Genomic DNA, 21,363 nt, shown 5'->3' with positions numbered 1-21,363 from the left:
ACGAATTTTGCCTGCGGGCACACCACGTCCCGGGGCAGCCAGACGCCAGGATCCAACTCCGTTGACAGAAGCCAGTGGCTTGCAGCGCTCTGCCCAGCTGCCCATTGGCGATCGGGGTGACCGACCACGGGTTGACAGCCACGACCAGGGGCGAGTTCCGTCGGGGCGGCGCCCTGAGGCTGTGGTCGGTTTGCCGTACTGACTGGGCAGGCCAAAGGATCTAAAACTGAATCAGAGGCCTCGACCCGGGCGGTGCAGGTCCACAACCCGGCAACCGGCCCAAGGGCGCTCGACACGGGGCGCCCTTTTCATTGGAGCGGATGGGTCCCACGATTCTCGGAGTCCAACGGCCTTCGCCACCCCAAGCGGCCTGTCCCTGTCCCCAGGCCGAACGGTTTCGTTGCTTGAACAGCAGTGGATTCTTGCCGCTGAAGGCCTCTGTGCCACCAGGGCCCCTGGGGCCTTTCCCGCCAGGCTCGCGCAGGCGGTGCTGCTCATCGTCCTTGAAGTCGGGCAGAACCTGAACGACGATTCATGCTGAAGTGTCCAGAGATGGCGGCGTGATGGGAGGAGGCCGGTGGAGATCAGGCGGGTCGATGGGATGAAACAGGTTCAGGTTGACCCCAATCATGGTTGAAAACAACTCATCCGGGATGATTGAATCCGGCGCCAGGCACCGCGCCTGTTCCTTCGTGAGAGGCCGCGATACGGACCTGCTCTACGAACGTGATCGACGGAGTACGTTTGGCAGCGCAGACATCATTTTCGGCGGACCTTCCATGAAGATCTTCACAGCATGCCTGTGCGGAGTGTTCCTCACCTGTTCCGCTTCCGCCTCGGCCGCTCTTGCGCCATGGGTCCAGGCGAACCAAGACTTCCATTCCATCGTTGATTTCATCCATCAACACCCAAAGGTGATGAATACCCTCCGCACGATTGACTTCCAGCAGAAAACCGTGACCTTCGGACCGCCCGGAGAGAACTGCCTGGCGGAGTTTGGGCGGGAACCGTGGGATCACCCTCCCGGCTTCGTGGGTCCAGCCAAGCCCCTTCAACTCCGAGCCTCCAACTGCCCAGTCGAATGAGGCCCGTGCCGGTGAAGCCTGACGCCACGGCGCGATTCCGATGCGCTCCATCGAGTGGCCGTGGACCAGCGAGTCCGTCGCCACGGGGCCGCTTCACCGTGGGTTCGCAGACCGGCCAGGGGCCCCCTCCAGGGAGCTTCACGGGAGATCAGGTCGCCGCCGCTGCGCGCCCCACCGTTCGATCCGGGGCAGTTGGGCTGCACGGGGTGGCAGCGAAACCAGCCCCTGAGGAGGGACATCTGACAGCGTTCCCGCTGGTCCCATGGGGAGTTTGCCAACGGGCTGCCGCCACAGGCCTGGGGAGGGGGGTGTCCGCCCGGTCTGATGATGAACCCTCGTCTCCCGGACGGTGCCGGAGGAATCCTGCTCCTGGTCGAGCCCCGACCCTGCAGCAGGAGATCTGCTCATTGCCTCTGTCCTGGCAGCGCCTCTGGCTGCCTCCAGGAAGACCACCCCTCCTTCCTTGTTTATTGATTCTGACGACACCGCTCTGTTCTCTGGTTTCAGGATTCCTGCTGGCTTTTGCCATCGTTGTGATGCCAGGGATGAAGACTCTGAGCGACCACGACTTCCTGCAGGCGTTTCAAGCGATTGATCATGTGATTCAGGGCAATCAGCCGGTGTTTCTTGTGGTTTGGCTTGGATCGGGGTTCTGGGCTTGATCGCCACGGCCCTGGTCGGCTTTGTTCAGTTGGATGGTGCCAGCCGTTCTCTTCTTGGCAGTGCTGCAGAACTCGATTAGATTGGTCTCCAGCGGCCAACGGTGGCCATTCATCCTCCTTTAACTGCTCAGTTGCAATGGCAGAATCTCGATGCAATGACAGAGATTGCTTTGTCGGATGCCAGAGTCGGCTTTGAGCTTCGCTGGGTTCGATGGAACATCTTGAGAACCGTCTGTTCCATTCTGACATCAGCGCTGTTGATCGTTTTGGTCTTTCAGCTTGGCTGATGGGTGTTACAGGCTGGCTGCGTGATCGTCAACCCCGGTGGAGGTTGAGGTGCGAGCTCCTCGGGCTGCAGCGAGCGGCCTGGAGAGGTCGTGCCAATCAGCCAGGACATCAGCCAGGACATCAGCCAGGACTCCGCCCAGGCACGGCGAGCAGCTCAGCCGCGCTCAATCCGGCCAGCCCTGCTGCGCCAGCGGCGCATGGCCGAGAGCGGCCGACACTCCCGACGCTTCCATCAACCAGTGGGCAACGGCTTCAGAGGAGAGAAGCCGGGTCAGGACGCGGCATTCGAATTCACGGTCTCTGTCCTCGCTGGTGGTGATCACGAGCAAGGCCTCTCCGGAGGGCAGGGTGTCCCTGGAGAGAAGCGTGAGCAGCGGCTCCGGGAGCAGGGGTTGGCCGACCCGGTCCTGGATCACGTGGATGAGTTCATGGCGAAGAATCTCCTCTTCGGAGCGCCCCTCCGCGCGGATGTTGTCGCGACAGAGGAACACCTGTTCCGCCTGGGGATCCCATCCCCCCAGCAGGGTGGCGTGCCCGGAGCAGCGCTCGTCCACAACTCCCACGGTGACACCGGCTGCCGCAGCGGCGGCGAGGAGGGTTTCCAGCACGTGGCCTGCTCCAGGATAAGATCAGGTTAAGACGGCTCACCCTCCACGTCGATCCCTGCCGGCATCCCCGGGCTCCTGGGTGCGGGTGCGTGCTGCGCCCCACCGGCAAGGCGCCCGCCCTGAGACCGCGACCGCCTCATCCAGCAGGCCTGTCCCCTGGCCATGTCCTGGCCCGGCCCCGTCACCAGCGCTGAGTTGCCCGTGTCCTGCTGGTCGGATCCGGATCGCCTCTGCGGATCTGCGGGGGGCAGCAGGTTGAAGGACACCGTGCCGTCGTGGCCAGGCGGGACTGTCACCGTCGCCGACGCCTGACCTCCAGTGGGCCGAGCCCAGGCCGCTGCGGCCAGGGAAGCGACGACGGTGGTCGGAAGGAACCCACGGACCATGCCGTTGTTCGGTGGCTTCAGCCCCATCAGGACGGTCGGTTCGGTCGATGCGGGAAGCTGGAGGTTCGAATCGAGTCGTTGATGCCTCTGACCGTGCATGGGCGGACACTGCCCACGGTGCTCGTCCAGCCAGATCCGCCCACTCCCCCAGGGGCCAGGGAGCGACACGACAGCGCACGGAGGGGATTCGGCTCCCGCCTCCCTGGGGCGGCTCCCCGGAGCCGGCAGGGCCGGAAGCGGAGCTCCGTGCTCAGCAGGCAGGACTGGGGACCCCTGGGCAAGCATCCCGACCGGGAGGCGATCGTGGCCAGGCAGCGCCTCCACCTGCCCCTCTCCGGTCGGATCAGCCCCGGTGAGGTGTCGAAAGCCTGGAAGCGTGCCGCTGCGGAGCATCACCCAGACCGGGGTGGCGCCCACGACACCATGCAGCGGATCAACGCCGCCCGCAACCTGTTGCTCAACCCATCCAACTAGCCCGTCCGGATCGGAGCGGTCCGCACGGTGTTCCCCCCGGGGCCCTGTTGCGGCGGAAGAAGTGCTCAGCCGGCTGGAAGGGCTGCTTCCTACGTTGAAACCAGGAACGGGAGGTGGTCAGATGACGATGATGCGACACGGGATGGATGCCCTGCAGCGCATCCGTGACCTGGCGGAGCAGGATCCGCTGTTCCGCTCCGAGTTGGCGGCAACCCACAGCGTGCGGGATGCCGCCGCGCTGGCGGCACGCCATGGTGTCAAGGTGAGCGAGCGGACGCTCTGGCTCAACCGAGGCCGGGTCCTCTCGGGTGGCCTGCCCACCTGGCGGGGCTGAGCCCGCCGGGGCCGGGTTGGTGGTTGACGGGGTTCAGGAAAATCCGCCGGGCTTGGGCCGGCTGCTGGAGAGGGAGATGTTCTGGGTCGGGGACGAGGCCCGGGGACGGGCCGACAGGGTCCCAGGTCCGGCGGGAGGTCCGGGCTGCCCCGGTACCGCCACCACGTTGAAGGCCAGCGACCAGCGGGCTCCCTCGCCCCGGAAGGGCGGCACCGAATGGGGTTGCCAGGCGGGAAAGACGTAGAAGTCGCCGGGCAGCGGATGCACGTAGTGGACCATGCCGGTGTGGAAGCTCTGGATGTGCCACTCCTCCGGACCGTGGAAGCAGAGCTGACCATCGAAGCTGTCGGCCCGCAGTTGGGGGGGCACCCGCAGGAAGATCACGCCCGAGAAGCTGCCCCCATGGGTGTGTACCGGGTTGTAGTCGCCCGCCTGCTGACAGTTCAGCCAGACGTCCACCAGTTGCAGGCCATAGCGGCCCGGGGTCCAGGGGCCACGGCCCTGGGGGGGCTGCTGATCGATCACCTCCCGGATCCAGCGCTCACAGCCCGGCAGGATCACGGTCTGGGCCAGCGTCTGCACCGCCGGATGGTGGGGGCCCAGTTCGCGCTGCTCGCTCAACTGCCCGGCCAGCTTGATCGATGCATCGGGCGAGGCGCCCGGATCGGCGAGCACCTGGCTGGCCACCTCGAGCAGCTCAAGCAGCAGTCCGTCGGCCAGATGCCCTTTGAGCACATAGCGCGGAAACAGGCTGAGCATCTCCATCGAGGCGGCGTGCTGCAAAACCCTGGCTGCTCCGGCCGGCCACGCTACCGAACCCGCCTGCCCCCGCTTTCGGCCGCTCGCTGCCCGGTTCCACCGTCCGCTCCTGGAGGGTCAGGGGCCGGTGGAGCGGGATGGAGCGGAGGCCGCTCAACCAGCCGACCCCCACCAGGTTCAGGGTCATCACACCGCCTGCCACCAGCCACCAGGGGGGGCTGGCCGCAGCACGGGGCGGGATCCTCTCCGCCCGCCGGGGTGGGGCGATCGATGGGAGACGCTCCGGCACAGCCCGCTCAGCAACCTGGGGAAGCGTGCCGTCAGGGGGTGTCTGAGCTGTGAATGCGCGGATGCGCTCTGTGAGCGGATGCGACTGGAGCTGCGATCAGAGGGCCTCGAACCGCACGTTCAGGTTGAGACGGCCCGGGCCCACGGCCGTGGCCTGCAGCACCAGGGCCGCACTCTTGCCGGCCGGTGTGCCGTCCACCGTCGTTCCGGCCGGGGGGTCGAAGACCAGGTTGAACCCCCAGGGGCCCGACACCGTGTTGAGGGTGCGTTCGCTGTAGCCCTGGGCACTGACGGAGGTCTGCAGCTTGGCGAGCAGGCCCTCGGGGGTGGCGCCCAACTGACCGTTCAGGCTGGTCTGCCCCAGGGCATTGGCGGAGAACAGACGGGCCGAGGCGGGGATCGGCAGTTTGAGGGCCGACAACAGGGAGGCCGCCGGAGCGGCCAGGGCTGCGCCGGCGCTTGCGGCCACGGCGAGCACCGCTGCGATCAGTGCGGTGGCGGCAGTGTTGAGGGCCGGCAGCCGGGGGAAGGGGAACCGTGGCATCGCGGGGCGGCACAGGTGGCCCCAACTTACGTGGCCTGCTCGTCAGCCTTCAGCCGGCCCCACCGGCGGGGGCGGCGGGGGTGGCGGCAGCGCGGCGGCTCGTTCCTGGAGCACGGCTGGCGACAGGCCGCTGGTGTCGGTGTTGCCTCCGAAGCGGAGCCCGAGCCAGGTGATCACGGCGGGATCCTCGCCCAGCACTGCTTCGCGGGGCTGGGCGGTGGGGAAGGGCTCCGCGAGCAGTCCGAGTTCCTCCACCAGGGCCGGGGGCAGGTACCAGAGTCCCGGACGGGGAGCGGCCCCACCGTCCGGGCGGTTGCGGCGTTCCTGGATCAGTTCACGCAGCTGGCCGTCGCCGCTGAGCTGGCCGGCCGGTGCCCACAGCACGGAGAGGGGTGGCGTGGATTGCGAAGACATTCGGAGTGGATCAAAGCGACAGAACAGTAACGTTATACCGTTGACCTCAGTGACGGGGCCGCTGGCCCTGCGCCCTTCTCCACCCCCGGCCCTGAGCTGTTCCCCGCCGATGGTCCCCACGCTCCCCGAGCCCATTTCGGTTCACGCTGGTGCCGCCGAGGCCCGCCCCGTTCTCGGCCCCCGCCTGCGCCGGCTCCATGCCCGCATCGGCGCCGCCCATCACCGGGCCGAAGGCATGGTCTTCTCCCGGGCCCTGCTGCAGGGCCAGGCCAGCTGCCGCCAGCTGGCCGCCCTGATCCGGGCCCTGCCGGCCGCCTATGCCCTCCTCGAGCAACGCGGTCCGGAGCTGGCCGGTGCCCTCGGAGCCCGTGCGCTCCCCTGGGCGGATCTCGCCCGCGGCGCGGCCCTGCGCCACGACCTGCTGACGCTGAACGCCATCGAGGCCACCCCGCCCTCCCCGGCCGCCCGGGTCTGGTTCGACCACCTGCAGGGCCTGGCCCAGCGGGAGCCGCACCGTTTCCTGGCCCATGTGTACGTGCGCTATGGCGGCGATCTCTCCGGTGGCCAGCAGCTGGGCGGCGCAGCCCAGGCTCTCCTGGCGGCCCATGGCCTGCCGGCCCTGCGCTTTTGGCGGTTCGAGCGGCCCATCGGGGCCCTCAAGCAGGCCCTCCATGAGGGGATCGAGCAGCTCGAGCTCAGTGACGGTGAGGAGGCCGAGCTGCTGGAGGAGGCCGAGATCGCCTTCCACCATACCCAGCGCCTGCTGGCGGAGCTGGGGGATCTGCCGCCGCGGCCAGCTGCGGTGCTCTGAACTCCTGCCGCCGCCCCCTTCCCTCCTGCCCCCACCGCCCCGTTCGTCGCTCCCGGCCCATGCCCCATGCCGCCCCGTCCCGTTCCGTTCCGGCCCCGTCTCCGCCGGAGCCGTCTCCGCCGGAGCCGTCTCCCGGCGCTGGGTCCGAAGACGTCCAGGAGGAGCTCCTGCTCCGCTACGACCAGCCGGTGCCCCGCTACACCAGCTACCCCACGGCGGCCGCCTTCCACACCGGGGTGGGTGCCGCCGATCTGGCCGCCCAGCTCGCCAGGCCCGGCCGCGGCGATCGGTCGCTTTATGTGCACCTGCCCTTCTGCCGCCATGCCTGCTGGTACTGCGGCTGCAACCGGATCACCACCCAGGCGGGATCGGCTGTGGTGGGGCCCTATCTGCGGGCGCTCGGCCGGGAGCTGGAGCTGATCGGCCAGGCCTCCAGGAGACGCCGGCGTCTTCGTCAGATCCACTGGGGCGGCGGCACCCCCAACTACCTCAGCCCGGCGGAGCGGGCCGAGCTCTGGCACCTGATCGAAGCCCATCACGACCTGGCCCCCGATCTGGAGGCCTCGATCGAGCTGAACCCCGAGTTCCTCGATCGCGATCAGGTGCTGGACCTGCGCCGGCTCGGCTTCAACCGCATCAGCTTCGGCCTTCAGGACGCCGATCCCCGGGTGCAGGCGGCCGTGAACCGGATCGTGCCGGTGGAGCAGCTGCGCCGGGTCATGGGCTGGATGCACGAGGCGGCCTTCGCGAGCGTCAACGTCGATCTGATCTGCGGCCTGCCGCTGCAGACCCCCGAGCGCTTCGCTGCCACCATCGCCCTGGTGGGGGAGCTACGGCCAGAGCGGATTTCGCTGTTCAGCTTCGCCTACCTGCCCGCCCAGCTGCCGATGCAGCGCCGGATCGCTGCCGCCGATCTTCCCGGCCGGCGGGATCGCCTGCGGATGCTGCGCCATGCCCGTCAGGCCCTGGGTTCCCTGGGCTACGACCCGATCGGCATGGATCACTACGCCCTGCGGGGCGACAGCCTGGCGGTGGCGGCCCGCCAGGGCCGGCTGCACCGCAACTTCCAGGGCTACACCACCGGCGGTGAGCTGGACCTGCTGGGTATCGGCATGACCGCGATCAGCCAGTTCCCCACCCTGTTCAGCCAGAACCGCCGCACGCTGCGGGAGTACATCCGCAGCCTGGAGCGGGGCGAACTTCCGGTGGAGCGGGGCCTGGTGGTGCGGGATCCGGAGTTGCTGGAGCGGCGGGCGATCATCCAGGCGGTGATGTGCCGCTTCGCGGTGAGCGTGGATCGGCGTCGCTTCGCCGGCGAATGGCTCAGGCTTCGGGAGATGGCCGCCGATGGCCTGGTGGAGCTGAGCGAGGAGGGCCCCACCGGGCGGCTCCGGGTGACCGGTGAAGGCCGCTGGCTGATCCGCACGATCGCCGCTGTGTTCGACCCCGTTCAGACCGCCCGGCCCTCGGGATCGGCTCCGATCTGAGCGGCTGCCCGGGGCGCCAGGCGTGCGCCCTTGCCCTGGGAAAAGGCCCCGGCGGACCGGGGCGTTTTGTCGCACCGTTCCCGTGCTGCGGGGGACCAGCCGGTCCCTTGCTCGCCGGTGCCCGTTGAGTCTCGCCTGTTTCCCGTGGGATTGGGGGTGACCAGGGTCACCTTCGGGGTTCGTGGCCAGACTGGGGATCGAGCCGATCGGGGGGGATGCCATGCGGTCCGACCGCCGCTTCGCCAGCCGCGCCCAGGCCGGCCAGAGGCTCGCCCTGGCGCTGCGCCCCTGGCAAGACCGGGGTGAGACCACCACCGTGGTCGCCCTGCCCCGCGGCGGCGTGAGTGTCGGCGCCGAGGTGGCCCGCAGCCTGCGCCTGCCCCTGCGCACCTGGGCCGTGCGCAAGCTGGCTGAGCCCAGCCGGCCGGAGCTGGCGCTCGGGGCGGTCGCTCCGGGGGGCGTGCGTCTGTGGGACCAGCCCCCTCCGGCCGGACCGGCCGTCGCCACCCGCAGACGGCAGCTCGTGATCGAGCAGGAGCGGGAGCTGGGCAGGCGGCAGCGGCTCTACGGAGATCCCGATCCGGTCGAGCTGCGGGGCCGGGAGCTGATCGTGGTGGATGACGGGATCGCGACGGGCTGCACGGTGCGGGCGGCGTTGCAGTCGCTGCGCCAGCAGCAGCCCTCCCGGCTGATCCTGGCGGTGCCGGTCTGCGATGCCGGTCTGATCCCGGAGCTGCTCCCCCTGGTGGACGAGCTCGTGGTGCTGCACCGGGTGCGGCGTCTCCGCTCGGTGGGTGAGTGGTACGCGCAGTTCGAGCAGGTGGACGATGGGCAGGTGCTGGCCCTGCTCGCCGCCCATCGGAGCGGTTCCGAAGGCGCGGAACCCCCAGGACCGCCCGACGGGCGGTGTCCCTAGCCTGACCGTCGACTTCCTGCCGCGATGCCGCCGCCGTCCGTCATCTCCGAGCCGCTGGGCTGGGCGGAGCTAGAGGCTCTCGCTCCACCGGAGTCCGACCGGGTCAACGGGCCCACCAACGCCCAGGCCCTCCTGCGCCTGTTCGGGCAGCCGGACACCGCCGTGCGGGTCACCCTCTTCCGTGACCACCACGCCTGGTGCCCCTATTGCCAGAAGGTGTGGCTCTGGCTGGAGGAGCGGCGGATTCCCTACCGGATCCGCAAGGTCACAATGGTCTGCTACGGCGAGAAGGAGGCCTGGTTCCGGCGCCTGGTGCCCTCCGGCATGCTGCCCGCCCTAGCGCTCGACGGCCGGCTGATCACCGAGAGCGACGACATCCTGCTGGCGCTGGAGGGGGCCTTTGGACCCGTGGGGGCCGGCTTGGGCGATCCGGCCGTCCTGCCGCTCCGTCAGCTGGAGCGGGTGCTCTTCCGGGCCTGGTGCCAGTGGCTCTGCACCCCGTCCCTCTCGCCCCATGACGAGGAGCGCGCCGCCGGGCAGTTCGATCGGGTGGCGGCGCTGGTCGCCGATGCCCTGGAGCTGACTCCGGGGCCCTATCTGCTGGCCGACTTCAGCAGCGCCGATCTGGTGTTCACCCCCTATATCGAGCGGATGAACGCCAGCCTCTACTACTACAAGGGCTATGCCCTGCGGGAGCGCCATGGGGCGATCGATCGCTGGTTCCAGGCCATGGAGACGCGTTCCACCTATCGGGGCACCCAGAGCGACTTCCACACCCACGCCCACGACCTTCCCCCCCAGATGGGCGGGTGTTACGCCAGCGGGTCCACCGAGCAGCAGGCCTGGGGCCGGCGGGTCGATCAGGGGCCCTGGCCCGTGGCCAGCCCGGATCCCGAAAGCTCCGCCCCGGAACCGGAGGGGGCGGCCCTCGAGGCGCTCGCCCGGGTGCTGCGCCACCGCCGGGCCATCATGACCGTCAATCCCGACCGGGGCGAGCGCTTCGATCGCGCCCTCCGCGCCGCCCTCACCCTGCTGGCCACGGGTGTGGCCGTTTCCGCGCCTCCTGGCTCGGGGACCGGCCTGCGCTATCTGCGCGACCGTATCAGCGTCCCTCGCGACATGTCGCTCCATGCCGCCCGGCGGCTCCGCCAGGCCCTGGAGCGCACTGCGGCCGGCGACCCGGCCTCCGGGCCCCCGCTGCCCGTGCGGCACCGCCGCGACCAGGATCCTCGCCCGTTCCTGGCCCACGAGCCGACGGTTCAACCGGTGTCCTGAGCGCCATGCCTGCCCACCTGGACTCCTTCGGCATCGACCAGCTCCAGGAGCTGCTGCGCCAGTGGGGATATTTGGTCGTCTTCGCGGGGATGCTCCTCGAAAACGCCGGCCTGCCCCTGCCGGGGGAGACCCTCACCCTGCTGGGGGGCTACGCCGCCGGCAGCGGCGAGCTGCGGCTCCCCGGCGTGATCGGGGCGGCCGTGGCCGGTGCGGTGCTGGGGGACAACCTCGGCTATCTGCTCGGCCGTCGCCTCGGCTGGGACCTGGTGCTGCGGGTCGGGACCCTTCTGCGCCAGCCGGGCGAGTCGATGGAGCATCTGCGGGAGCGGTTCCTGCGCCATGGGGAACGGGTGGTGCTGCTGGGCCGCTTCGTGGCGCTGCTGCGGGTGCTGGCCGGCCCGATCGCCGGTGCGGTGGGGATGCCCTATCGGCGGTTTCTCGTGGCCAATCTGCTCGGGGCCGTGCTCTGGGCCTCCGCCATGGTGAGCCTGGCCTGGCTAGGAGGGCGCTGGATCCCCCTGGAGCGGCTCCTCGACGGAGTGGCCGGCTTCGGCCTGGCTGCCCTGCTGCTGGCGATGGCCGTCGTGCTTGTGCCGTGGCTGCTCTCCCGCTGGGAGAGTCGACTGATCCACCAACCCCCATCGGAGTTGCCATGACAGGCCCTCGACACCGGCTGCTGAAGGCCGCTGCCCTGCTCGCTCTGGCCATGCCTGGCCTGATCCTGCCGGTCCAGGCCCCCGCCGGCGCCCTTGAACTGAGGGGACGCACCTACTTCGAGAAGGCGCCCTGGCGGATCACCTTCCGGAACTACTACTCCACGGTGTTCCAGAGCGGGGGGGAGTACTACTTCACCATCGAGATGCCTGAGAGCGCCGGCGCCGGACTGGGGGCCCTGGAGATCCGTCAGACCGCCGGGGTTGACTGGCAGTTCTCCTTCGATGTCTCCCGCACCCGGGCCTTTCTGGGCCAGCCCCGCCGGGAGGGCCCAGCCCTGCCCATCGAAGCGGATTTCGATGACGAGCGCCGTCAGTTCCGCATCCGTTTCTCCACCCCGCCCGGCCCCGGCCAGACGGTGACCGTGGCGCTGCGCCCCTACCGCAACCCGGCGGCAGCCGACCTTTACCAGTTCGCCGTGACGGCGGAGCCAGCCGGAGCCGACCCGGTGCCGCAGGCGGTCGGATTCGCCCGCATGCCGATCTACAACAGCCTCGACTACTGACGGGAGGGTGGAGCCGGGTCCCCCACGTGCGGCAGGTCGCCCAGGCCGGTGATCGCCTCCGGGTGGCGGTAGTGCTTGAACTCCAGCCAGTTGCCGGAAGGATCGATCAGGAACAGGCTGCGGTGCTCCAGCGCCGTTCCCTTGAAGCGGGTGCGGGGAGCCAGTCCGAAGCGCAGATCGCGCGCTCGGGCCCGCCGCTCCAGGCCCTCCAGTTCGCCTTCGGTGCTGAACACCAGGCCGAAGTGACGGGGATAGATGCCCGGCTGAGGCTTCGCGGCGCTTCTCTCCAGGTGGGCCACCAACTGGTGGCCGCCCAGCTCAAGCACGAGTGCTTCGGGGCTGCGGCGGCCGCGCCGGCAGCCCAGCCCGTCCACATACCAGCGCTCGGTGCTCTCCAGGTCGTGCACGGGGAAGGCGAGATGGAAGCGGGGCGGCGCAGGCGTCATCGCTCCGGCGGCGGTTCAGATCGTTGGATGGCCCCAGCTGGCTGCCGGCCGGGGCCGACGGTGACCCACAGAAAAGCCCCCGTCGGACGCACGGGGGCTTTTCCGGAGCGAAACCACACCCATGGTGGGGGCGGGCACGCTCTGGGGCCGACGGGGTGGAGGGTGCGTCGGTCCTTCATAACTAGCTGTGCCGGGCGGCCGACGCCGCCGGCAGGTGACCAAACGCAACACGGCAGGCTCAGAGCCGGCGCCGGAACCCCTCGTTGTAACCGGCGGCGGTTCGCTCGGTCTCGGAGGACCGGCTCAGTTGCCAGACGTTGCGGCTCAGCCGCCGGGCCGTGACGCCGGCCCGGCGTACCACCGCCGTGCCGGGCCGGGCTCCCAGCAGCTGGGTGACCTCCTGGGTGGAGAGCGGCGCTCCGGTGTCGATGGCCAGGGAGATCGTCTCCAGCCGGTTCTTGAGCACCTGAACGTTCGCCTCCCCCTCCATCTCGCCTTCGAACAGGGGCAGGTCCACGGCGCCACTCCCCATGCCCCGCATCAATCCGAGCCCCACGACGGCCAGCGCCTGTTCCGGCTTGACCCCCTGCTCGATCGCTCCACTGATCCACTCGGAGAAGGAGGTGCCGTCGGACGGCTGGGCCACCGCGGCGGCCGATCTGGTGGGTGTGCTCGCCACGGCCGCTGCCTCAGAAGGGTCTGGAGCCGAAGGTACCGGCTCCTGAGCGGCCCGCAAGGGAGCTCAGCTGCGCTTGAGCCAGTGGGGCGCCCCGCCGAACCAGTCGCCCAGATCATCACTCTCCGGACGAAAGGTCTGGCTCGGATCGGTCTCCCCGAGGTCCAGTTCCGCCAGGAAGCGATCCAGCCCGTCGGCTCCCACCCCGAGGCTGGCGCTGCGCTGGGCACGCCGCAGCCAGCTGGCCACGCCGGGATCCCGATCGGCGAACTTCTGCACGTAGATCCTCTCCTGCAACGAGACGCTTCGCTGCAGGCGGATCCTCTTGATGATGTCCTGCAGACGGAGGCGGGTGGAGGGTGTGAGCATCGGAACGCCCTCGATGGTCACCCCGTGATAGCGGCTGCACCCATCCCAGGTGTATCTCATCCCACCGAGTGGGGATCGCGCCGGTCCCGGCGGTGCTCCGAGGAGGGAGAAGACCGAACGGTAGGATCCCCCTGCTTCCTTGAGAACCCAGTCTCCTGGGGAATGGACCTGCCCCGGCAGTCCGTTGCACGTTCGGTCCCCCCTGGTCAGCTTGATGCCCCGTTCGTCACGGATTGAACCCCGATCCCCGAACGATCCCGACCGCTCCAGCCGCTTCCCCCTCACTGGCAGCCACGCTCCTCCGCTGCAGCAGCGCCAGACCATCGAGCTGCGCGCCTACGTGTTTCTCGATTCGCTGCAGCCCCAGCTGGCGGCCTACATGGGCACCGTGTCCCAGGGGTTTCTGCCGATCCCCGGCGACGCCTGCCTCTGGCTGGAGGTCTCCCCGGGCATGGCGGTGCACCGCCTCACCGACATCGCCCTCAAGGCCAGCACCGTGCGGCTGGGCCAGAAGGTGGTGGAGCGGGCCTTCGGCTCCCTGGCGCTCTATCACCGCGATCAGAGCAGCGTGCTGCTCTCCGGTGAGGCGGTGGTGGAGGCGATGGGAACGAGCGTGGAGCGGCGGGGTCGCTGCGAGGTCACCTGGGATGAGATCATCCGGGCCATCACCCCCGACCATGCGGTGCTGATCAACCGGCAGAACCGCCGCGGCTCGATGATCCAGGCCGGCATGAGCATGTTCATCCTCGAGACCGAGCCGGCCGGCTACGTGCTGATCGCCGCCAACGAGGCCGAGAAGGCCTCCAACATCACCGTGGTCGACGTCAAGGCGGTGGGTGCCTACGGGCGCCTCACCCTCGCCGGTCGCGAGGGGGACATCGATGAGGCGGCCGCCGCCGCGATGCGCGCCGTCGAGCTGGTCAACCGCTGATCCCCAGCCGTCGCCGCAGCTCCGGGGCCAGCAGCCGGGCCGCCTTGGCCCGGCTGCTCAGCCGGTGGAGCTGGTGGGGTGTCATCTCGGCGAGGCTGCAGCCGGCCTCCCGCACATAGAGGAGGCGGTTGTAGCCGTAGCCGGCCGCGGCCACGGGCTGGTGGAGGATCTCTCCTCGGCAGATGCCCTCGGCCACGGCGACGATCCGGCCGGCGGGGTCCGCCAGGGCCAGCACGCTGATCAGGGCGGCGCTGCGGTACACCACCCCCTCCAGCTCCCGCAGCAGCCGGGCGATCCGCTCGGCGTCGGTGGGGGCGTAGCGGGCCGAGTAGATCCCCGGGGCGCCACCCAGGGCGTCGACGTCAAGGCCCGAATCGTCGGCGAGGGTCCAGCGGCCGGTCAGGCGGGCCACGGTCTCCGCCTTCAGCCGCGCGTTCTCGGCATAGGTCTGGCCGGTCTCCTCCACTTCCAGGCCCTCGGGCTGGGCCATCACCTGGAGATCCACCGCGTCGAGCATCGCGACGATCTCGCGGATCTTGTTGACGTTGCCGCTGGCGATCACCAGCACCGGGGCGCTCATCAGCCCTCAGCGGCCCCTGGACGGGGCGGGAGGGACCTGGCGGGGCAGGGGACCATCCCGGTCGGAGCGGAAGATCAGCTCCAGGTCGTCGGCGTGGTCGGGCAGCAGGGCGATCAGGGCATGAAGGGCCCGCAGGGTGAGCGGCGCCCCCCGGGCCATCGCCTCGCTGCTCATCAGCACCACGTCCAGTTCCGGTCCGTCGGCCTGGGGCTGGACGTCGGCGAACAGCTGCACGGCCATGCCCTGGGGGGGCACCCGCATCAGGGCGCTGAGATGGACGGGCCCCTGGTGGTCGATCTCGGTGCCCAGCTGCAGCAGGGCGGGCATCAGTTTCCCGATCAGCTCATGGCCCGCCGCTGGGCTTCGGGGTTTCAGCACCACGATCAGGCGAGCCATGGGATCTGGCGATGTGGGGGCATCCTTGCGCAGAGCCCGCCCGAGTGATCAGTGCTCCAGCAGGGCGTTGATCGCCAGTTCGAACGGCACGGCGCTCGGCGGCAGCCGCAGCAGGAGACTGACGTGGGCGGCCAGATCTTCCGGCTGGGTCATGGCCTGCTTCGGCAGGGTCCGCACCGCCGCTGCCATCTCGGTGTTCACCCAGCCGGGGCAGATCGCTGTGACGCGGATGCCGTCCTCCCAGCCTTCGTTGCGCATCGCCTCGCACAGTCCCATCAGGGCGAACTTGCTGGTGGCGTAGCCGGCCAGGTGGCCCTTCACCCGCTTGCCGCTCATCGACACCAGGGTCACCACCCGGCCCCGCCCGCTGGCGCTCAGCTGGGGCCAGGCGGCCCGGCTCAGCCACCAGGGACCCATCAGGTTCACCCGCCAGAGCCGCTCCGGCTCGGCGGCGTCCGCGTCGGAGAACTGCACTCCGAGGCGGGAGAACACCCCGGCACAGTGGATCAGGCCGTCGAACGCCCCGAACCGCTCCACGGAGGCGGCCACCCAGGCGGAGGCGGAGCTGGGATCCTCGGCCTCGTAGGGATGGAGGAGCACCCGCCCGGAGTCGGCCAGGTCGGTGCCGGCGAGGGCGCCGGGATTCCGGACCCCCAGCGCGAGGCGGTGCCCATCGGCCAGCAGGCGCCGGGCGATGGCCTGGCCGATCCCACGGCTGGCGCCGCTGATCAACAGGGTGCGTGGCGCCGTCGTCTCCGTCACCGCTGCGGATCCTGCCGTGTCTCCCCGCCGGGGAGAGGTCCCTGAACGGTGGTCATGACGGGATCCCGGACTCCCTCCACCGTGAGCGCACTCACCAGGCGGGCCTGCTTGCAGGGCCTGAGCACCATGGGCTCGCCTCCAGATCTGTCTCCGCTGTAGGACGGCGCCGCCCCGGCTCCCGCGTCACCCGGGAGGTGCTCCCCTCCCAGGATCGCTCCCCCGGGCCCCCGGGCCGCTGCGCCGGTGCAGTGCCGCAGCGCCGGCGAAGACCAGGGCCATCACCAGGTAGCCGAGGGCCCAGCGGCCGCCGCTGCCCCAGCCCAGCTGCAGGACGGTGTCGGTGGCCGTGAAGCGCCAGGCGTGGATCAGGCCGAACCAGGAGGCGGCGGCCGCCAGGGTTGCGCAGGTGGCGGCCGCCAGGAAGCGCTGCTCGATCACATACACCAGCAGGGCCGCCAGCAGCATGGCCGCCACGATCTGGCCCTGCTCCAGGGCAAAGGCCCCTGCCGCCCAGACGTCCACCTGCCGCAGCGGCTCCAGCAGGTCGGCCCCGAAGGGCCGATCCGCACTTCCGGCCCCTCCGGCCCGAAGTGAGGCCTTGATCAGCAGCGCCCCCCAGCCCGCCAGCCCCGGCAGCAGGCCCAGCACCACGGCCGGGGCATGGGCGGCGGGGCTGGCCTGAAAGCTCTGGGCGGCGATCACCAGGGCGATGTACAGCACGATGGCCATTCCCGCCTCGATCGGCACCAGCTGCCCCACCAGCCCGAACACCCCCAGCAGGCAGCCCAGCCCCATCAGCAGGCCATTCAGCCAGGAGTAGCCGATCCGGGCGCCCATCCCTTTCCAACCCGGATGGCCGATGTAGATCGTGGTGGGAAAGCAGGAGCCGAGGCCGGCCGCCACGATCGTGCCCATACCGTTGATCAGCAGCGAACTGCGCACCGGATAGCGGTCCCCGGCTGCGTCGGCGCTCTCCAGGTTCTGCAGGGAGCCGAGGATGTTGAACAGCCCCATCGGCACGATCACGCCGAGCCAGGGCAGCAGCTGGCCGCGGGCCTGCCAGAGGGCGCCCAGCTGGGGCGCGGGGGTGTGCCAGCCCACCTGGGCGAGGTTCGCCTGCCAGCTGGCCGCATCGATGCGCAGCAGGCCGGTGGCCGCGGCCAGCACGATTCCCAGCAGCACCGCCACCAACCCTCCGGGCAGGGGCAGGGTCACGCCGCCGTAGTAGGTGAGCAGGATCACGGCCAGCACGGCCAACCCGACCACCGGTTCGGCGTAGGTGCGCAGCAGGAACCCCAGGCCGATGTAGCCCAGGGCGATGCCGGCGAGGGTGGCCAGCAGGGCCGCCCGCGGCACCCAGCGCCGCACCGCCGCCCCACAGAAGGCGCCGCCGGTTTCGATCAGACCGGATCCGAGGCAGGCCACCAGCCCCGCCTGCCAGGAGAGTCGCACCGCGGACGCGGCGTCCAGCCCCTGGCCCAGGGCCGTGAGCTTCACCGGCAGCATCACCAGGAACACATAGGCGAACAGACTCACCGTGTTGATGCCGTAGGGGAGCGCCGTCCGGTCGCTGCGTCCCTCCGAGCGGGCCAGCCGGTAGGCCTGCCAGGCATAGGCCCCGTTCCCCACCACCAGGCTCAGGCCTGTGGCAGGCAGGATCACCCCGAAGATCAGCGGATCGGGATACCCCAGCACGCCCCGACAGAGGCCGAGGATCAGGAGAATCTGGATCAGATTGTCGAGGCCGAGGCCCAGCAGCCCGTCGATGTCACCCGCCACCAGCCAGCGGGGTCCCCGGTCGCCCATGCGGTCTCTTTCCCGTGTCCTCCCCGATGATGCCGGTTCCCCTTCGGGGCCTCTGACCGTCGCGGTGTCGTGATGGAGGTCGTCCTCCTGTTCGTTGTGCTCCTGGCCCTGGCCGCCGGGGCGCTGGCCGTGCTGGTTCTCGCCCTGGTGGGAATCGTGGCGGTGCTGCACCGCTGGCTCGGCCCGACCCCGCCGCCGGGGGGTGCGCTGTCGGAGGAGAGGGAGCGACTGAACCGGCTCGAGCAGCGCCTGCGGCGGCTGGAGGAACAACTGGCCTGCCCGGAGCCGGAGGGGACCGTCGGCGAGAGCCGAACCCCGGTGGTGCCGCCCCCCCCCGAGCCGGCGCGTCCCGTCCCGCCCAGCCCGGACCCGCGGCAGCCGAACCGTCAGCGTCCGTCGGCGGCCGGCCCCTCGGCCTGGCGGGGACTGGAGCGGGGCATCGAGAACTGGACCGGACGGCTTGGCGCCGCCGCCGTGGTGGCCGGTCTCACGTTCCTGTTCATCCACACCGCCATCCGCTTCGGGCCCTTCCATCGCTTTCTGCTGGCAGTGGCCCTGGCGACCGCCCTGGCGGGCCTGTCGGTCTGGGTGGAGCGGCAGCGGGGCTGGAAGGAGTTGGGCCAGTGGATCCGTGGCGCCGCCGGCGCGATCGCCCTGCTCGCCGGCGCGGCCTCGAGCGGGCTGCCGGGCGTCGGACTGCGCTGGGTGGAGGATCCAGCCCTGGCGCTGGGGCTGCTGCTGCTCGGCATCGGCGTCAATCTCGCCCTGGCCTGGCGGGCTCGCGCCCAGGGGCTGGCGGCTTTCCACGTGGTGATCTGTCTGCTGCCGCTGGCGATCGTGCCCCCCTCGGCCATGGCCCTGGGCCTGGCCACCCTGATCGCCCTGCTGGGGCTGGCCCTGGGGCTCCTGCGCCGCTGGGATCTCCAGCTGCTGGCGGTGAGCCTGGCCGCGGCGCTGCAGCACCTGCTCTGGTATGTGCGCACCGATCTCCCCTTCCGCAATGTCGGGCTCCGCTCCGATGGTCTGGTGGCCGCCGTGGCCCTGTTCGGCGGCATCGCCCTGCTCGAGCAGCTGCGGCGACCGCCGCGGCCGGGCTTCGCCCCGATGTCCCTGCTCGTCCATCTCACCGGCTGGACGGGATTGACCCTGGCTCTGGTGACCTATCCCGACGAGCCGACCGCCCGGGCCCTGGGCTGCGCCCTGGGAGCCCTGGCCGCCCTGCACCTGGCCGGGGCCGCCGCCAGGCGTGGCTGCCGCTGGCTCCAGCGCTGCGATGCCCTGCTGGCCCAGCTGCTGGGGGTCTGCGTTCTGCTCAGCCTGGCGCCCCTGCTGGCCGATGGCCTGCTGCTGCTGCTGGCCCTGTTCCTGTTCTGCCTGCTGGTGCTGCGCGTGCCCGGTGAGGAGGCCGACCCGCTGCTGCGGCGGGTGGGTCAGGCGCTGGTGGTCGCCTCCGGCCTGCTCTTGATCCTGGTGGGGCTGATCCCGGCAATCGCGCCGAGCGTCTCCCAGAACACGGCCGTCCTGCTGGTGGGAGCCGCGGCGGCGGCGGCCAGCTCCGTGACCCGCGCCGATCGGGAGAACGGCTCGGAACCGCCAGGGGTGCGTCCGATGCCTGCCCTGGGCTGGCTGGCCGGCGGGCTCAGCCTGAGTGCCTCGGTGCAGGGCCTGGCCCTGGGGCGGCTGGAGGCGGTGGCCCTGCCGGCGGTGGGAGCGCTGCTGCTGCTGAGCCGGCGCTGGCGTTCCCCTGGACTGCCCCGTGGAGTGGCCGGCGCCAGCCTCGCCGTGCATGGGCTGTCCTGGTTGAGCCTGGCGCTGGGCGCCCCCTGGGCGGCGGCCCCCCTGGCCCTGCGCTGGCTGCCGCTGCTGGGGCTGGCCCTGGCGCTGGTGGCCGCCGGCGGCGAGGGCAGGCTGCGCCAGCTGGGGATCCTGCTGGCTGGTCTGGATCTGTTGCTGGGCGGTCAGCTCCTGCTCGCCCCACTCTCCCCGCTGTTGCCGGCGGTGGCCTGGCTGCTGCTGGTGCTGCCGCTGCCCGCCGCCGCCGATCGGCTGCCACCGGCCAGCTCCCGGGCCGTGCTGTGGCTGGCCCTGCTGGCGGTGGCGGCGCTGGCCCTGGCCTGGCCCCTGCAGATCCTGCCGGCGGCCAACCTGCTGCTCCCCGGCTGGAGCACACCGCTGCCGGCCCGGCTGGGGGTGGAGCTGCTCTCCCTGGGGGTGCTGCTGCGCTGGTGGCGGCTGCGGGCCCGGGGCCGGCTGCTGGGGAGCATGACCTGGCAGCGGTGTCACCCCTATCTGGTCGAGCTGATCCTGCTGGTGGTGGTCGTGATCGTGCGCACCGAGCTGAGCCCCCTGGCCGGGGCGGTGGCCTGGCCGCTGCTGGCCCTCGGTCTGCTCAGCCGCTGGGGTGTGCGGCTGTTCGATGCCCGCGTCCCTCTCTATGCCCTGCCCTTCTCCTGGGTCGGCCTGCTGCAGGTGCTCGGGGCCATCGAGGCCATCCGGCTCGGGCGCCAGGACGGCTCGGCCTGGTCGGATCCGCTCACCGCGACGGCGTTGCTCCTGCAGTTGGGTGTGCTGCTGGTCCATCACCGCAGCACCCTTCCCGTCGACCACGGGGTCGTTCCGGCGGGGCTGGCCGGCCTGGGCCAGCTGGGGCTCCGGGTCAACCGCCAGCGGCTGGCCGCGGTGGACGTTCCAATCCTGCTGGCCCTGGCCCTGGCGATTCTGTGGCGCTTCGAGGGGCCGCTGCTGACCCTGCTCTGGTCGGCGCAGGCGTTCCTGGTGTTCGCCCTGAGCGCCGTGCTGCGCAGGAACCAGCTGCGCTACGCGGCGCTGGCCGGTCTGGCGTTCTGTCTGCTGCGGCTGCTCAGCGTGGACCTGGCCAGCGCCGACCTGGGCCTGAAAGGGGCGATCTTTGTGGGGGTGGGGGTGCTGATGCTGGGGATGAACGCCCTCTACAACCGTTTCCCCGGACGGTTTGAGGGGTAGGCATTCCGCGGCCCCGTCCAGGAGCAAGAGACTCAGATCATGCGATGGGCCCGATCCCAGGCCCGCCTGACCGCGCGGAGGTTGGCAGTGCCCGTACGGGTACAAGGAAAGTCCTGTCGCTCCTCGCGCAACAGGGAGAGACGGGGATGGCGGGAATCGGTTCCATCCCAGGTCCAGGTGCCGTTGGTGTAGCTGGCGGGCCCCGGGTCCTGGCTGCGGGGCAGCTGCAGGGTGAGATTGCGCCACTGCAACACCACCAGGGAGTCCGGAGGGCCGGATGCCGGGAGTGGATCCAGCTCACCGAACAGGTCGAAACGGGTCTCCACCCGGGCCAGCAGCGGGTCTCCGCCGCAGCTGTAGTGCTGGGGAAGGGACGACCAGGCAGCGCTGGGTCTGGCGATCAACAGCCCCACCAGCAGTAGAAGGCATGGCAGCCAGACGGGCGGCTGAAACGGGGCGGGCCTGGATCGCTCGGCTGTCGCCAGAGGTGGTGGGGACCCTGGCATGGGGGAGACACGGGATGGGCGTGTTCCGATCATGCCGAGGGCGGTGTGGGCCTGCTCAACCGATGCCGAGCAGGCCGCGGGTGAAGGCCTCGCCGCCGAGGGCGACTTCGGTGGCGAGCAGGGCGATGAATCCGAGCATGGCCATGCGGCCGTTGAGCCGCTCGGCGCGCTCATGGAATCCCCAGCCGTTCTCGGGGCTCACCACTTCCATGCGGGGCTCGGTGGCGAAGGCGTTGAGACGCCCCCCGTCCTCGGTGGTGACGGTGGCGCCCCGGATGGCGGCGCGCTCAGCGGCGGTGACGGGAGCGGTGGCGGTGGCCTGGGCCATGGGGATCTCGCGGGGTGTGAACAGACTGTAA

The 21,363-nt window shown here is 70.5% G+C and carries 26 protein-coding genes; 12 read left to right on the top strand and 14 right to left on the bottom strand.

The window, feature by feature from the left end:
- Positions 1-629: 629 nt before the first annotated feature.
- The gene (locus tag ACWJI7_RS00685) at positions 630-1,085 is read left to right on the top strand and encodes a hypothetical protein (RefSeq protein ID WP_479934455.1); all 456 of its coding nucleotides are present in this window, start codon (positions 630-632) and stop codon (positions 1,083-1,085) included.
- Positions 1,086-1,555: 470 nt separating this feature from the next.
- Positions 1,556-1,747, top strand: coding sequence for an anthrone oxygenase family protein (locus ACWJI7_RS00680; RefSeq protein WP_479934453.1), 192 nt, complete (start codon positions 1,556-1,558; stop codon positions 1,745-1,747).
- Positions 1,748-2,199: 452 nt separating this feature from the next.
- On the opposite strand, the gene ACWJI7_RS00675 is transcribed toward ACWJI7_RS00680, so the two are convergent.
- On the bottom strand, positions 2,200-2,643 hold the full coding sequence (locus ACWJI7_RS00675) for a hypothetical protein (protein WP_479934451.1): 444 nt from the start codon (positions 2,641-2,643) through the stop codon (positions 2,200-2,202).
- A gap of 632 nt (positions 2,644-3,275) precedes the next feature.
- On the opposite strand from ACWJI7_RS00675, the gene ACWJI7_RS00670 reads away from it, so the two are divergent.
- A complete protein-coding gene (locus tag ACWJI7_RS00670; RefSeq protein ID WP_479934450.1) occupies positions 3,276-3,503 on the top strand; it encodes a hypothetical protein in 228 nt (75 codons plus the stop codon).
- A 142-nt stretch (positions 3,504-3,645) separates the two neighbouring features.
- Complete coding sequence (locus tag ACWJI7_RS00665) at positions 3,646-3,837, top strand: Nif11-like leader peptide family natural product precursor (protein ID WP_479934448.1); 192 nt, start codon at positions 3,646-3,648, stop codon at positions 3,835-3,837.
- 33 nt (positions 3,838-3,870) lie between these two features.
- On the opposite strand, the gene ACWJI7_RS00660 is transcribed toward ACWJI7_RS00665, so the two are convergent.
- The 3 genes from ACWJI7_RS00660 to ACWJI7_RS00650 all read right to left on the bottom strand — a co-directional run bounded on the left by ACWJI7_RS00660 (position 3,871) and on the right by ACWJI7_RS00650 (position 5,842).
- A complete protein-coding gene (locus ACWJI7_RS00660) occupies positions 3,871-4,602 on the bottom strand; it encodes a putative 2OG-Fe(II) oxygenase (protein WP_479935111.1) in 732 nt (243 codons plus the stop codon).
- Positions 4,603-4,981: 379 nt separating this feature from the next.
- Positions 4,982-5,428 carry a hypothetical protein gene (locus tag ACWJI7_RS00655; RefSeq protein WP_479934446.1) on the bottom strand — a complete coding sequence of 149 codons (447 nt, stop codon included), beginning with the start codon at positions 5,426-5,428 and terminating at the stop codon, positions 4,982-4,984.
- Between the two features lie 42 nt (positions 5,429-5,470).
- The gene (locus ACWJI7_RS00650) at positions 5,471-5,842 is read right to left on the bottom strand and encodes a hypothetical protein (protein ID WP_479934444.1); all 372 of its coding nucleotides are present in this window, start codon (positions 5,840-5,842) and stop codon (positions 5,471-5,473) included.
- A gap of 109 nt (positions 5,843-5,951) precedes the next feature.
- On the opposite strand from ACWJI7_RS00650, the gene ACWJI7_RS00645 reads away from it, so the two are divergent.
- From ACWJI7_RS00645 to ACWJI7_RS00620, 6 genes are all read left to right on the top strand, one after another.
- On the top strand, positions 5,952-6,653 hold the full coding sequence (locus ACWJI7_RS00645) for a biliverdin-producing heme oxygenase (RefSeq protein WP_479934442.1): 702 nt from the start codon (positions 5,952-5,954) through the stop codon (positions 6,651-6,653).
- 59 nt (positions 6,654-6,712) lie between these two features.
- Positions 6,713-8,140, top strand: coding sequence for an oxygen-independent coproporphyrinogen III oxidase (hemN, locus tag ACWJI7_RS00640; protein WP_479934440.1), 1,428 nt, complete (start codon positions 6,713-6,715; stop codon positions 8,138-8,140).
- Positions 8,141-8,360: 220 nt separating this feature from the next.
- On the top strand, positions 8,361-9,056 hold the full coding sequence (locus tag ACWJI7_RS00635; RefSeq protein WP_479934439.1) for a phosphoribosyltransferase: 696 nt from the start codon (positions 8,361-8,363) through the stop codon (positions 9,054-9,056).
- Between the two features lie 24 nt (positions 9,057-9,080).
- Positions 9,081-10,331: a glutathione S-transferase family protein gene (locus ACWJI7_RS00630; protein ID WP_479934437.1), complete on the top strand. Its 1,251-nt coding sequence runs from the start codon at positions 9,081-9,083 to the stop codon at positions 10,329-10,331.
- A 5-nt stretch (positions 10,332-10,336) separates the two neighbouring features.
- A complete protein-coding gene (locus tag ACWJI7_RS00625) occupies positions 10,337-10,987 on the top strand; it encodes a DedA family protein (RefSeq protein WP_479934435.1) in 651 nt (216 codons plus the stop codon).
- Positions 10,984-11,550 carry a DUF2808 domain-containing protein gene (locus tag ACWJI7_RS00620; RefSeq protein ID WP_479934434.1) on the top strand — a complete coding sequence of 189 codons (567 nt, stop codon included), beginning with the start codon at positions 10,984-10,986 and terminating at the stop codon, positions 11,548-11,550. The genes ACWJI7_RS00625 and ACWJI7_RS00620 overlap by 4 nt, the downstream gene beginning before the upstream one ends.
- Here ACWJI7_RS00620 and ACWJI7_RS00615 read toward each other — a convergent pair.
- From ACWJI7_RS00615 to ACWJI7_RS00605, 3 genes are all read right to left on the bottom strand, one after another.
- On the bottom strand, positions 11,544-11,996 hold the full coding sequence (locus tag ACWJI7_RS00615) for a VOC family protein (protein ID WP_479934432.1): 453 nt from the start codon (positions 11,994-11,996) through the stop codon (positions 11,544-11,546). The two genes, ACWJI7_RS00620 and ACWJI7_RS00615, sit on opposite strands and share 7 nt — an antisense overlap.
- Before the next feature lie 238 nt (positions 11,997-12,234).
- Positions 12,235-12,675, bottom strand: coding sequence for a hypothetical protein (locus tag ACWJI7_RS00610; protein ID WP_479934430.1), 441 nt, complete (start codon positions 12,673-12,675; stop codon positions 12,235-12,237).
- Between the two features lie 63 nt (positions 12,676-12,738).
- Positions 12,739-13,041, bottom strand: coding sequence for a hypothetical protein (locus ACWJI7_RS00605; protein ID WP_479935109.1), 303 nt, complete (start codon positions 13,039-13,041; stop codon positions 12,739-12,741).
- 214 nt (positions 13,042-13,255) lie between these two features.
- Between ACWJI7_RS00605 and ACWJI7_RS00600 the strand changes: the two genes are divergently transcribed.
- Positions 13,256-13,972, top strand: coding sequence for a BMC domain-containing protein (locus ACWJI7_RS00600; RefSeq protein ID WP_479934429.1), 717 nt, complete (start codon positions 13,256-13,258; stop codon positions 13,970-13,972).
- On the opposite strand, the gene rdgB is transcribed toward ACWJI7_RS00600, so the two are convergent.
- From rdgB to ACWJI7_RS00575, 5 genes are read right to left on the bottom strand one after another with little or no spacing between them, the layout of a single operon-like run.
- Positions 13,962-14,552: an RdgB/HAM1 family non-canonical purine NTP pyrophosphatase gene (gene rdgB, locus ACWJI7_RS00595; RefSeq protein ID WP_479934428.1), complete on the bottom strand. Its 591-nt coding sequence runs from the start codon at positions 14,550-14,552 to the stop codon at positions 13,962-13,964. The two genes, ACWJI7_RS00600 and rdgB, sit on opposite strands and share 11 nt — an antisense overlap.
- Before the next feature lie 6 nt (positions 14,553-14,558).
- Complete coding sequence (locus ACWJI7_RS00590; protein ID WP_479934426.1) at positions 14,559-14,948, bottom strand: hypothetical protein; 390 nt, start codon at positions 14,946-14,948, stop codon at positions 14,559-14,561.
- Between the two features lie 48 nt (positions 14,949-14,996).
- A complete protein-coding gene (locus tag ACWJI7_RS00585) occupies positions 14,997-15,710 on the bottom strand; it encodes an SDR family NAD(P)-dependent oxidoreductase (RefSeq protein ID WP_479934425.1) in 714 nt (237 codons plus the stop codon).
- The gene (locus ACWJI7_RS00580) at positions 15,707-15,838 is read right to left on the bottom strand and encodes a hypothetical protein (RefSeq protein ID WP_479934423.1); all 132 of its coding nucleotides are present in this window, start codon (positions 15,836-15,838) and stop codon (positions 15,707-15,709) included. The genes ACWJI7_RS00585 and ACWJI7_RS00580 overlap by 4 nt, the downstream gene beginning before the upstream one ends.
- A 55-nt stretch (positions 15,839-15,893) precedes the next feature.
- A complete protein-coding gene (locus ACWJI7_RS00575; protein WP_479934421.1) occupies positions 15,894-17,516 on the bottom strand; it encodes an NCS2 family permease in 1,623 nt (540 codons plus the stop codon).
- A 72-nt stretch (positions 17,517-17,588) separates the two neighbouring features.
- On the opposite strand from ACWJI7_RS00575, the gene ACWJI7_RS00570 reads away from it, so the two are divergent.
- Positions 17,589-20,498, top strand: coding sequence for a hypothetical protein (locus ACWJI7_RS00570; protein ID WP_479934419.1), 2,910 nt, complete (start codon positions 17,589-17,591; stop codon positions 20,496-20,498).
- A 32-nt stretch (positions 20,499-20,530) separates the two neighbouring features.
- Here ACWJI7_RS00570 and ACWJI7_RS00565 read toward each other — a convergent pair whose 3' ends face one another.
- Positions 20,531-20,911 (bottom strand): hypothetical protein, encoded by a 381-nt coding sequence (locus ACWJI7_RS00565; protein WP_479934418.1) that lies wholly within the window; start codon positions 20,909-20,911, stop codon positions 20,531-20,533.
- A gap of 148 nt (positions 20,912-21,059) precedes the next feature.
- On the bottom strand, positions 21,060-21,332 hold the full coding sequence (locus ACWJI7_RS00560; protein WP_479934417.1) for a high light inducible protein: 273 nt from the start codon (positions 21,330-21,332) through the stop codon (positions 21,060-21,062).
- Between the last annotated feature and the right edge of the window lie 31 nt (positions 21,333-21,363).

Source organism: Cryptocyanus atlanticus LEGE 06306, from assembly GCF_056633155.1.
This window is presented reverse-complemented; position numbering and strand designations above follow the sequence as displayed.